At 43.5% G+C, this 10,567-nt stretch carries 13 protein-coding genes, 11 tRNA genes and 1 rRNA gene; 24 read left to right on the top strand and 1 reads right to left on the bottom strand.

Annotated features, from left to right (window positions below; translation table 11 throughout):
- Nucleotides 1–4 precede the first annotated feature (4 nt).
- From AS888_RS20545 to AS888_RS20595, 11 genes are all read left to right on the top strand, one after another.
- On the top strand, nucleotides 5–286 hold the full coding sequence (locus AS888_RS20545; RefSeq protein WP_034306380.1) for a CopG family ribbon-helix-helix protein: 282 nt from the start codon (nucleotides 5–7) through the stop codon (nucleotides 284–286).
- A 7-nt stretch (nucleotides 287–293) separates the two neighbouring features.
- Nucleotides 294–644, top strand: coding sequence for a type II toxin-antitoxin system PemK/MazF family toxin (locus tag AS888_RS20550; RefSeq protein ID WP_034306610.1), 351 nt, complete (start codon nucleotides 294–296; stop codon nucleotides 642–644).
- Between the two features lie 426 nt (nucleotides 645–1,070).
- The gene (locus tag AS888_RS20555; RefSeq protein WP_061143975.1) at nucleotides 1,071–1,898 is read left to right on the top strand and encodes an RsbT co-antagonist protein RsbRA; all 828 of its coding nucleotides are present in this window, start codon (nucleotides 1,071–1,073) and stop codon (nucleotides 1,896–1,898) included.
- A gap of 2 nt (nucleotides 1,899–1,900) precedes the next feature.
- On the top strand, nucleotides 1,901–2,257 hold the full coding sequence (locus AS888_RS20560) for an STAS domain-containing protein (protein ID WP_061143976.1): 357 nt from the start codon (nucleotides 1,901–1,903) through the stop codon (nucleotides 2,255–2,257).
- Between the two features lie 3 nt (nucleotides 2,258–2,260).
- Entirely contained in the window at nucleotides 2,261–2,662 is a 402-nt protein-coding gene (locus AS888_RS20565; RefSeq protein ID WP_061143977.1) for an anti-sigma regulatory factor, read from the top strand.
- A 9-nt stretch (nucleotides 2,663–2,671) separates the two neighbouring features.
- Complete coding sequence (locus AS888_RS20570) at nucleotides 2,672–3,682, top strand: PP2C family protein-serine/threonine phosphatase (protein WP_061143978.1); 1,011 nt, start codon at nucleotides 2,672–2,674, stop codon at nucleotides 3,680–3,682.
- Between the two features lie 59 nt (nucleotides 3,683–3,741).
- Entirely contained in the window at nucleotides 3,742–4,074 is a 333-nt protein-coding gene (locus AS888_RS20575) for an anti-sigma factor antagonist (protein WP_061143979.1), read from the top strand.
- Nucleotides 4,071–4,544, top strand: a complete 474-nt coding sequence (rsbW, locus tag AS888_RS20580) for an anti-sigma B factor RsbW (protein ID WP_057915601.1) — start codon at nucleotides 4,071–4,073, stop codon at nucleotides 4,542–4,544. Before AS888_RS20575 ends, rsbW begins: the two co-directional genes overlap by 4 nt.
- Complete coding sequence (gene sigB / locus AS888_RS20585; RefSeq protein WP_061143980.1) at nucleotides 4,522–5,310, top strand: RNA polymerase sigma factor SigB; 789 nt, start codon at nucleotides 4,522–4,524, stop codon at nucleotides 5,308–5,310. Before rsbW ends, sigB begins: the two co-directional genes overlap by 23 nt.
- Nucleotides 5,307–5,918 (top strand): PP2C family serine/threonine-protein phosphatase, encoded by a 612-nt coding sequence (locus AS888_RS20590; protein ID WP_260320323.1) that lies wholly within the window; start codon nucleotides 5,307–5,309, stop codon nucleotides 5,916–5,918. The genes sigB and AS888_RS20590 overlap by 4 nt, the downstream gene beginning before the upstream one ends.
- A 92-nt stretch (nucleotides 5,919–6,010) precedes the next feature.
- Complete coding sequence (locus tag AS888_RS20595) at nucleotides 6,011–8,194, top strand: Tex family protein (RefSeq protein ID WP_061143981.1); 2,184 nt, start codon at nucleotides 6,011–6,013, stop codon at nucleotides 8,192–8,194.
- A 19-nt stretch (nucleotides 8,195–8,213) separates the two neighbouring features.
- On the opposite strand, the gene cmpA is transcribed toward AS888_RS20595, so the two are convergent.
- Nucleotides 8,214–8,360 (bottom strand): cortex morphogenetic protein CmpA, encoded by a 147-nt coding sequence (cmpA, locus tag AS888_RS25990; RefSeq protein WP_155645571.1) that lies wholly within the window; start codon nucleotides 8,358–8,360, stop codon nucleotides 8,214–8,216.
- An 83-nt stretch (nucleotides 8,361–8,443) separates the two neighbouring features.
- Here cmpA and AS888_RS20600 point away from each other — a divergent pair, with 83 nt between their 5' ends.
- From AS888_RS20600 to AS888_RS20660, 13 genes are all read left to right on the top strand, one after another.
- Nucleotides 8,444–8,923, top strand: coding sequence for a SprT family protein (locus tag AS888_RS20600; protein WP_061143982.1), 480 nt, complete (start codon nucleotides 8,444–8,446; stop codon nucleotides 8,921–8,923).
- 131 nt (nucleotides 8,924–9,054) lie between these two features.
- Nucleotides 9,055–9,129 (top strand) — tRNA-Asn (locus AS888_RS20605).
- 7 nt (nucleotides 9,130–9,136) lie between these two features.
- Nucleotides 9,137–9,227: transfer RNA gene (locus AS888_RS20610), tRNA-Ser, on the top strand.
- 17 nt (nucleotides 9,228–9,244) lie between these two features.
- A tRNA-Glu gene (locus tag AS888_RS20615) sits at nucleotides 9,245–9,316 on the top strand.
- A 19-nt stretch (nucleotides 9,317–9,335) separates the two neighbouring features.
- A tRNA-Asp gene (locus tag AS888_RS20620) sits at nucleotides 9,336–9,411 on the top strand.
- A gap of 80 nt (nucleotides 9,412–9,491) precedes the next feature.
- A tRNA-Gln gene (locus AS888_RS20625) sits at nucleotides 9,492–9,566 on the top strand.
- 11 nt (nucleotides 9,567–9,577) lie between these two features.
- Nucleotides 9,578–9,653 (top strand) — tRNA-Lys (locus AS888_RS20630).
- A gap of 8 nt (nucleotides 9,654–9,661) precedes the next feature.
- A tRNA-Leu gene (locus AS888_RS20635) sits at nucleotides 9,662–9,743 on the top strand.
- 60 nt (nucleotides 9,744–9,803) lie between these two features.
- Nucleotides 9,804–9,889, top strand: a tRNA-Leu gene (locus tag AS888_RS20640).
- Nucleotides 9,890–9,907: 18 nt separating this feature from the next.
- Nucleotides 9,908–9,984: transfer RNA gene (locus AS888_RS20645), tRNA-Arg, on the top strand.
- A gap of 8 nt (nucleotides 9,985–9,992) precedes the next feature.
- Nucleotides 9,993–10,069: transfer RNA gene (locus AS888_RS20650), tRNA-Pro, on the top strand.
- 33 nt (nucleotides 10,070–10,102) lie between these two features.
- Nucleotides 10,103–10,176 (top strand) — tRNA-Gly (locus AS888_RS20655).
- Nucleotides 10,177–10,270: 94 nt separating this feature from the next.
- A 16S ribosomal RNA gene (locus AS888_RS20660) occupies nucleotides 10,271–10,567 on the top strand; the annotation flags it as partial.

Here is a 10,567-nt window from a genome sequence, read left to right on the forward strand (position 1 = left end):
GTTTGTGTCTGAATCCAGCGCAACAAGAGAGATATTAATTCGATTACCTCAAAATTTTTTAACTGAACTAGATGGGTATGCGAGTGAGGAAAATGTGAATCGCAGTGAATTTATTTATCGTGCCACAAAAATGTATCTTCGTGAACGTAAAAAGAAAGAGTTCCGTGAATCGATGAAACGCGGTTATATTGAAATGGCGGCCATTAATTTAACGATTGCTTCTGAAGCTTTTCAGGCTGAATTCGAGGCTGGTCATTGCGTTGAACGATTAGTTAGCGGAGGCTGAGCCATTGATTGTTGTTAAGCGTGGTGACGTATACTTCGCAGACCTTTCCCCGGTGGTCGGTTCAGAGCAAGGCGGAACCCGTCCGGTATTGATTTTACAAAACGATATAGGTAATCGCTTCAGTCCGACTGTGATCGTGGCAGCCATTACAGCTCAAATCCAAAAAGCGAAATTGCCGACACATGTTGAGATTAATGCAAAAAAATACGGATTCGAGCGGGATTCCGTCATTTTATTGGAGCAGATCAGGACGATCGATAAGCAGCGTTTAACTGATAAAATCACGCATCTTGACGAACCTATGATGCAAAAAGTCAATGAAGCTTTGCAAATCAGCTTGGGTCTCATTGAGTTTTAGAGAAATGTTTTCCCGTTTTTGCGGGCGTTATTATAATACAAATCATTCTTGATTTATTTAGATGGCGCGATTCCTGATAAGGGAATCGCGTTTTTTTTATGATTGAAATAAGGGGGGATCGTACCCCGTTTTGTGATAATGGGTCATTAGAGCAGGAAATATGAAAAAATTGACGAATAAAAATAGTGTACAATCAAACCCGTCTGGAGCGGTGCGTCATTAGGGCGGGGTTGTGATGTTTTCCTTGAAATATGTTTTTTTAAACGGATAACGGGTATAAAGTTATGTTGTAAATAGTTAAAGTGAAAACGAAAGTGCCAGGGGGAAACCTATGGAAAGGCTAGATGGAAACATCATTACAGTTAGTTAACATCCTTGTGACGAGGACAGGAAAACATAGCAATTGTGTTAGAATGGGAGGATATTATGAATCAATTGGTTTACGATTTTATTAAGCAAAATCAAGATTACATCCTGACCGAGTGGATGGATATCATGAAGGAAAGTACGGACGAAAGACTGATAAAAGTTGTTTCTGATCGTATGTTCACGCAAACGAGCAGTGAATTTATCGATATGATCATCACGAATGTAGATAGTAAGAACAAGGAATTCACATTGAAGCTTTCGGATTTTGCCGAGAAAGTCGTCCAATTGGGATGGCCTCTTACATTCGTCAACGAAGGACTTCATAAATTCACGTTGATTGTCATTAATGGAATGGTGGAAAAGGGTCTGGTGACTCCGGATAATCAAGTCAATCTTGTTAATCATTTGGATAAGTGGGCCACACCGATAAACAATGAAATCGTCAATATATATACGCAAACCTGGGAAAGAACGGTGTCGATGCAGAAGATAGCCTTGCAGGAGCTTTCAGCACCGCTCATTCCTGTATTGGAGGGCATTACGGTCATGCCGCTGATCGGCACCATTGATACGGAGCGCGCCAAACAGATAATGGAAAACCTCTTGACCGGCGTGGTACAGCATAGATCCGAAGTCGTCCTCATTGATATAACGGGTGTACCGGTAGTGGATACGATGGTTGCCCATCATATCATTCAGGCAGCGGAAGCGGTCCGTTTGGTTGGAGCTAAATGCATCCTATGCGGCATACGGCCGGAAATAGCCCAAACCATCGTTAATCTTGGGATTAACCTAAATGAAGTGATTACCAAAAACACATTGAAAAAAGGAATAGAAGTCGCGTTGGAATTAACGAGCCGCAAGATCGTAGAGGTGGAGGGATAAGGATGAGGATTCCGATATTAAAGCTTTATGACTGCTTGTTAGTCTCGATACAGTGGGAATTGGATGATGTGACCGCCCTTCAATTTCAAGAGGACTTGTTGCATAAGATTCATGAAACGAGCGCGAATGGCGTTGTCATAGATATTACCTCAATAGATTTTATTGATTCTTTTATCGCAAAGGTATTAGGCGATGTTTTTAGTATGTCTAAGCTTATGGGGGCAAAGGTTGTAATTACGGGAATCCAGCCAGCTGTTGCAATAACATTGATCGAACTTGGAATCAGTCTCGATGATGTCATGACAGCATTAGATTTAGAGAAGGGCCTGGAGAAATTACAACAGGAATTGGGGGATTAAAGAATGGAGTTCCAATCCTGCGTAAAAATAATTAATGAATGGGACATTGTAGCTGCAAGGCAGCTAGGAAGAAATGTCGCTAAAGAGCTGGGGTTCGGCACTGTCGACCAGGCAAGGATCACCACGGCTATAAGCGAATTGGCCCGAAATATTTACCTATATGCCGGACAAGGCAGTGTAAGCATAGAAAAGCTTAACCAAAACGGGAAGTCAGGATTGAAAATCATTGCAGAGGACCAGGGGCCTGGAATTGAGGACATCCGCAGAGTCATGGAAGATGGGTATACCACTTCAGGGGGATTGGGTGCAGGGCTTCCTGGTGCCAAGCGCTTGATGGATGAATTCGATATCGAATCGACACCAGGTGAAGGGACTACGATTGTCGCTACGAAATGGCTCCGTTAGGGGGGGACTATGGATAATAGGGAGAACATGGAGAAAAAGTATCATGAGGCGCTTTCTACTTATCTTAAAGACCAAAATGAGCAGGCACTCTATCAAGGGCAAAAGATTAGCCGCCTACATATTAAATACAATATATCTCCAGAAGAAATCATCAGTATGCATAAAAATAACTTAATGGAACTTTACCCCGATTTACCTGGGAAAGTGATGGATTCTTTCGATTTCCTGCTTGAAGTCATGATGGGATATGGAATTGCCTACCGTGAACATCAAAGCCTCAGACATCAACAGCAGGAATTGAAAACGGAAATAGAAATTGCGGCAAACGTGCAGCATACCCTTTTGGAAACGGAAATACCCGATATAAAGTCTCTTGAAATTGGGGCGATAAGTGTTCCTGCCAGACAGATGAATGGAGATTATTATCACTTCGTCCAAGATGAAAATGAGCGGATCGGAGTGGGGATAGCAGATGTCATCGGCAAAGGGATCCCTGCGGCCTTGTGCATGTCCATGATCAAATATGCCATGGATAGTCTTCCTGAGCACCGGCATGAACCGAATAGTGTGCTTGAGAGTTTGAACCGTGTGGTTGAGCATAACGTCGATCCGAGCATGTTCATAACGATGTTCTATGGGTTATATGATCCGCATGACAGGAAATTCTCCTATGCTTCGGCTGGCCATGAACCGGGTTTTTATTATGACGCCGCTTCAGGGACTTTCAGTGATTTGGATGCGAAAGGTCTTTTGCTTGGAGTAGATAAGAAGACGAGGTACCGCCAATATGAAAAGACGGTGAACCGTGGGGACATGATCATCTTATTATCTGATGGAGTGACGGAATGCCGGACGAATGATGGATTTATAGAAAGGGACACACTTATTGGTTTCATTAAGAAGAATATGCATTTACAAGCCCAGGAAATGGTGAATAATATATATAAGCAATTGGAGAAAATGCAGAACTTCCAGCTAAGGGATGACTTCACCTTAATAATTTTGAAATCAAATGTTTAGCTTTTTTTTCTCTGGGTATAGATATAAGAATGAAGAGGATTTGAAGAGGTGGGTCAAGGATGAATATAACAGTAGATGTCAATGAATTGAATACTGAATTTATAGTGAAATTAAAAGGTGAAATCGATGCTTACACTGCGCCGAAGTTAAGGGAGTCACTATTCCCGATATCGGAACGGGACAACGTCAAGATCACCATCGATTTGACTGAAGTTTCCTACATGGATAGCACGGGTCTTGGAGTGTTTGTCGGTGCATTCAAAAGCGTGCGTGCGAATAATGGCGAATTCACTTTAGTTGGTTTATCGGAAAGGCTGCGACGTTTATTTGATATTACAGGTCTTGCAGATATCATTGATATAAAAAGTGGTACAGAGGGTGGGTTAGAATGAGTCAAGTATATGATTACATCGAAATGAAAATACCTGCAAAACCAGAGTTCATCGGTGTCATTCGTTTAACACTTTCTGGAATAGGAAGCCGTATGGGATTTGCGTATGAGGAAATCGAGGATTTGAAGATCGCTACAAGTGAAGCTTGTACAAATGCGGTGCAGCATGCATATAAGGATTCGGAAAAAGGGGAAGTGAAGGTCAGTTTCGGCCTTTATCCAGACCGCTTGGAGGTCATGGTTTCTGATAGTGGTAAGAGCTGTAATTTCGAAGAAGTTCGCCAAGGTCTCGGACCATACGAAAATGGGCAAAAAGTCGAACTTATGAGAGAGGGAGGCTTGGGCCTTTACCTCATTGAAACTTTGATGGATGATGTGAAAATTCATCAGCATGACGGGGTTACAGTTTTTATGACTAAGTTTTTAGAAGGAGAGCAGGTGGAGATGGATGCAAAAACAGTCTCAACCTAATCAGGCACAAAGAGAACAAGTAAACGAGTGGATCAGAGCGTATCAGCAGAACCAAGATGACGAAGCGCAAAGCAATCTAGTCATCCATTATAAAGGTTTGGTTGAAACGATCTCGCGTAAGTACGCAAAAGGCAAATCATTTCAGGAGGATATTTCTCAGGTCGGCATGATTGGTTTATTAGGTGCCATCAGACGATATGACGAATCATTCGGCAAAAGCTTCGAAGCATTTGCCGTTCCTACCATAATCGGTGAAATCAAAAGGTTTTTGCGTGATAAGACCTGGAGTGTCCATGTTCCAAGAAGAATAAAGGAACTGGGACCGAAAATAAGGGTCACGGTCGAGGAATTGACGACGACGCTGCATCGTTCGCCAAGGATCGATGAAATAGCCGATAGCATAGGCGTGACGGAAGAAGAGGTTTTGGAAGCGATGGAGATGGGGAAAAGCTATCAAGCTTTATCTGTCGATCATTCCATCGAAGCGGATTCCGATGGCGGTACCGTCACCTTGCTTGATATATTCGGGAATGTGGATGAAGGGTTTGAAAGGGTCAATCAACGCCTTGTTCTTGAAAAGGTGCTTCATGTTTTGAGCGACCGTGAAAAGATGATCATCCAACATACCTATTTAGAAAACTTAAGCCAAAAAGAAGCGGGCGATAAGCTTGGGATTTCCCAAATGCATGTATCAAGGCTCCAGCGCCGTGCAATCAAGAAGCTTCAAGAGGCGATTAACGCTGAAAACTCGGAGTTAATACAGTGATTAAAGCTATTCTGCGTGAAGAAAAAATTGAAATCCTCGTCTCCCAATCCTCCAAAAACGGAATGGTCTATTGTGGTGATGATTATTTTTTTCTTCATACGAAAGAATACTTTGTATGTGTTTTGGCAGATGGGCTCGGCAGTGGTAAATATGCGTACGAATCTTCCCATGCCGTCATCGAAGAAGTCAAACGCAATCATGAATTGGATGTCGAATCACTGATGGCTGTATGCAATCAGGTTTTAATCGACAAACGGGGGGCGGCCGTATCCATTTTGAAAATTTTTTATGAAAAGAATGAATTTGTATACAGTTCCGTTGGTAACATCCGTTTCTTCCTGTATAATCCCAAGGTCGACAAGCTTGTCTACCCGTTGCCCGTAACAGGTTATCTATCGGGCAGGAAACAAAAATACAGGACGGAAAGATACAAATATGAACCGGATGCAAAATTCATTCTTTACTCTGATGGCCTTGAGCTTAAGGGTGCTAAATCATTTTTGAAAAGGCAGGCCCCTATCGAATTGAACGCTAAATCCATATTGGAAAGCAGTCCAGCAACTGCAGATGATACGACATTCATTTTAGGAAGCTTACTTTCGTTGTAATTCGGAAGTGAGCTTTTTTATATGGAATTCGCAACTTCATTCCTGATTTGCTAGACTATATATATGAGTTCGAAAGGCTGGAGGGAAACGTTATGATCGTTGTTGAAGATACGTTAAAAGAATTGATTAAACAAATATCCAATGAGCTAAGTTTGAAAAATCACCAGGTTCAAAACGTTATACAAATGCTGCAGGAAGGGAATACAGTTCCTTTCATTGCCCGTTATAGAAAAGAAATGACAGGTTCGCTTGATGAAGTCGAGATTCGTTCGATCATGGAAAGATGGAATTATCTAGAGAACCTCGGCCAAAGGAAAATGGAAGTTACCCGTTCAATCGGTGAACAGGGGAAATTGACGGATGAATTAAAAAGGCAAATCGATAAGGCAACAAAACTGCAGGAAGTCGAGGATTTATACAGGCCGTTCAAGCAAAAAAGGAGAACGAAAGCCACTGTCGCGAAAGAAAAGGGGCTTGAGCCGTTTGCCAATTGGCTGCTTGAATGCCATATGGATGCCCGAGTGAATGAAAAAGCCGCGGAATTCATTTCGGAAGAAAAAGAAGTTTCTTCTATTGAAGAGGTTGTTGCAGGAGCACAGGATATAATAGCTGAACATATTTCCGATGATGCAGAATTGAGAAAGTGGATTAGGGCAGAGATTTTTAAAGCCGGAAAAGTGATTTCGGTTGTTAAGAATCAAGAAAAGGACGAGAAAAGAATCTTTGAAATGTATTATGAATACGAAGAGCCTGTTCAAAGGATCGTACCGCATCGGGTTTTGGCGCTTAATCGAGGGGAAAAGGAAGAAGTGCTACGGATATCGATTCAGCCGCGAACTGAAATCATCATTGGTCATCTTGAGAGAAAAATCATAAAAAATGGTCATGCCGATGCAAAAGATATACTGATATCTGCGATTGAAGATGGCTTCAAACGTTTGATCATGTCATCCGTAGAGCGGGAAATCAGGAAGGAGCTGACTGAAAAAGCAGAGGATCAAGCCATTCATATATTTTCGGAAAACCTGCGAAATCTGCTCCTGCAGCCTCCGCTTAAGGGAAAGGTGGTACTTGCCCTCGATCCTGCCTACCGAACGGGATGTAAATTGGCTGTCGTCGATGAAACGGGCAAGGTGCTGGACATCAGTGTCATCTACCCGCATCCACCGGCTGCAAAGCTTCAGGCCGCGCGTGAAAAAACGATCGAGATACTCCAGCGATTCTCGGTTGAGATCGTGGCGATTGGCAATGGGACCGCGTCACGGGAATCGGAGCAGTTCATTGCCGATATATTAAAAGATGTCAAAGGGAATATTTCCTATATCATTGTCAACGAAGCGGGAGCCAGTGTATATTCTGCCTCGGACATTGCGCGAGAAGAGTTTCCGGATCTGCAAGTGGAACAGAGAAGTGCCGTATCGATAGGGAGAAGGCTTCAAGACCCATTAGCTGAACTTGTGAAGATTGACCCCCAATCAGTTGGGGTAGGCCAATATCAACATGATGTTTCCCAGAAAAAACTGGGCGAATCCCTCTCCTTTGTCGTGGAAACAGCTGTTAACCAAGTGGGAGTGAACGTCAATACCGCTTCATCTTCCTTATTGCAATATGTAGCTGGTTTATCAAAATCCGTTGCTCAAAATATCGTCAAGAAAAGGGAAGCGGAAGGGAAGTTTTCAAGCAGGAAGGAATTGAAGAAAATCCCAAGGTTAGGTGCGAAAACGTATGAACAATGCATAGGGTTCCTGCGTATCATTAATGGCGAAGAGCCTTTGGATCAAACCGCGATCCATCCAGAGAACTACGGTGCCGTCAATAAGCTGTTGAAGAAGATGGGGTTCACTTCAGCTGATTTAGGCGATGATGCATTGAATGCGGAGTTAACCAAATTAGACCCAGCTCAATTGGCCGATGAATTGGACATTGGGGAAATCACGATCAAAGATATAATAGAGGATTTACTGAAGCCGGGAAGAGATCCTCGGGATGAATTATCAAAACCTCTGCTTAAGCAGGATGTGCTGAAAATGGAGGATCTGCAAGTTGGAATGGAATTGCAAGGTACAGTGAGGAACGTCGTGGATTTCGGTGCGTTTGTGGACATTGGTGTTAAACAAGACGGATTGGTGCACATATCAAAACTTAGCAATCGGTTCGTTAAGCACCCGCTGGATATAGTGGCCGTTGGGGATGTGGTGACGGTTTGGGTCGAACAAGTCGACGCTCAAAAGCAAAGGGTATCTTTGACGATGCTCGAACCAAAGGAACAAAACTAGCTTGCGGCAAGCTCCTTCTTTAATTGGAAGGAGTTTTTTTTGGATATATATAACCGGGGCTTTCTTTCCTTTGATAAAAAAACCAGCATTGATTCAACATCTTCACTTGATAATAATCCTTTTCATAAAAGGCTTTACGAATTTGATTCTGGAACCAATTAGGCATAGCTTTTCCTCCCTTAGTCTCCTCTTGTATTATTAGTCTATGTTATAATGGGTTGTCCTGTTACCAGGGAATAGGAGGGGGAAATGGATAATCGGGAATTGCAAAAGCTAGTAGAGGAAATATCGTTGAAAGACTTTAATAGGAGATTTAAACACCTTGCCAGTTTTAATCCGCGCCTTAGAACGACAGGAGGCCGATACTTATTGCGATCACATAATATCGAAATTAACAAGAAGTATCTTGATGAACGCGGGATCGACGAAATCATTGGTATCATAAAGCATGAATTATGCCATTATCACCTTCACATCGGAAAAAAGGGGTATCAGCATCGTGATGCGGACTTCAAGCGTTTACTCATGGAGGTAGGGGCTCCGAGATTTTGCAAGCCGCTGCCATCAAATCAATTAAAGAGAAAAATGAATACGATTCAATATACATGTAAAGACTGTCAGCAGGTATATATGAGAAAAAAACGAATTGACACCTCCCGTTTCGTATGTGGAAAATGCCGCGGAACCTTGATCTACCGGGGGTTTTTAGAGGGTGAAACAAAAATATAAAAAAACACAAAAGAACGCTTGACTTTAAGTTGCAACCTCTTTATAATCATAAGAGTCGACAAGATAACAACTTGTTCTTCACGACAAACACGAAGGTCCTTGAGCATGAAAAAGGAACCCATTTACATTATTCCGCAGTAGCTCAGTGGTAGAGCATTCGGCTGTTAACCGAATGGTCGTAGGTTCGAGTCCTACCTGCGGAGCCATTTTTTTGGGGAAGTACTCAAGAGGCTGAAGAGGCGCCCCTGCTAAGGGTGTAGGTCGCGTAAGCGGCGCGAGGGTTCAAATCCCTCCTTCTCCGCCAGTTACATATTATATCAAGGCCCATTGGTCAAGCGGTTAAGACACCGCCCTTTCACGGCGGTAACACGGGTTCGAATCCCGTATGGGTCACTCTCTTACATATCAACATGGTCCCGTGGTGTAGCGGTTAACATGCCTGCCTGTCACGCAGGAGATCGCGGGTTCGATTCCCGTCGGGACCGCCATTATTTTTTTTAAGAAACACTTGCTAAAATAAAGTTATTGTGATATAATATTAACCTGACTGTTAATTATCACAAGTCATTGGGCTATAGCCAAGCGGTAAGGCAACGGATTTTGATTCCGTCATGCGAAGGTTCGATCCCTTCTAGCCCAGCCATTTTTATTTTAGAGCCATTAGCTCAGTTGGTAGAGCATCTGACTTTTAATCAGAGGGTCGAAGGTTCGAATCCTTCATGGCTCACCATTTTGTATGCGGGTGTGGCGGAATTGGCAGACGCACCAGACTTAGGATCTGGCGCCGCAAGGCGTGGGGGTTCAAGTCCCTTCACCCGCACTGATAATTTTCTTCTTGACATCAAGATGAAAAGGGTGTTATACTTACGAAGTCGCTTTCGCGGTCGTGGCGGAATGGCAGACGCGCTAGGTTGAGGGCCTAGTGGGGGAAACCCCGTGGAGGTTCGACTCCTCTCGGCCGCACCATTAACATCATAGAAATTAGCGCCCGTAGCTCAATTGGATAGAGCATCTGACTACGAATCAGAAGGTTGTAGGTTCGACTCCCGCCGGGCGCACCATTTTTTTACGGGAAGTAGCTCAGCTTGGTAGAGCACTTGGTTTGGGACCAAGGGGTCGCAGGTTCGAATCCTGTCTTCCCGACCATCCTTTCTCGTAACATTTCAAGAAAATTTAAATGCGGGTGTAGTTTAGTGGTAAAACCTCAGCCTTCCAAGCTGATGATGAGAGTTCGATTCTCTTCACCCGCTCCATTATTGCTCTTTGAAAACTGAACAAAACAAAGCGCCAACGTTAAATTTTAAGTGAGCACACACTATCAAAAAGCAAATGAGCAAGTCAAACATTTCTTCGGAGAGTTTGATCCTGGCTCAGGACGAACGCTGGCGGCGTGCCTAATACATGCAAGTCGAGCGAATCGATGGGAGCTTGCTCCCTGAGATTAGCGGCGGACGGGTGAGTAACACGTGGGCAACCTGCCTATAAGACTGGGATAACTTCGGGAAACCGGAGCTAATACCGGATACGTTCTTTTCTCGCATGAGGGAAGATGGAAAGACGGTTTACGCTGTCACTTATAGATGGGCCCGCGGCGCATTAGCTAGTTGGTGAGGTAATGGCTCACCAAGGCGACGATGCGTAGCC

Origin of the sequence: Peribacillus simplex (genome assembly GCF_001542915.1) — a bacterium.
In the GTDB taxonomy this organism is placed as follows: Bacteria; Bacillota; Bacilli; order Bacillales; family DSM-1321; genus Peribacillus; species Peribacillus simplex_B.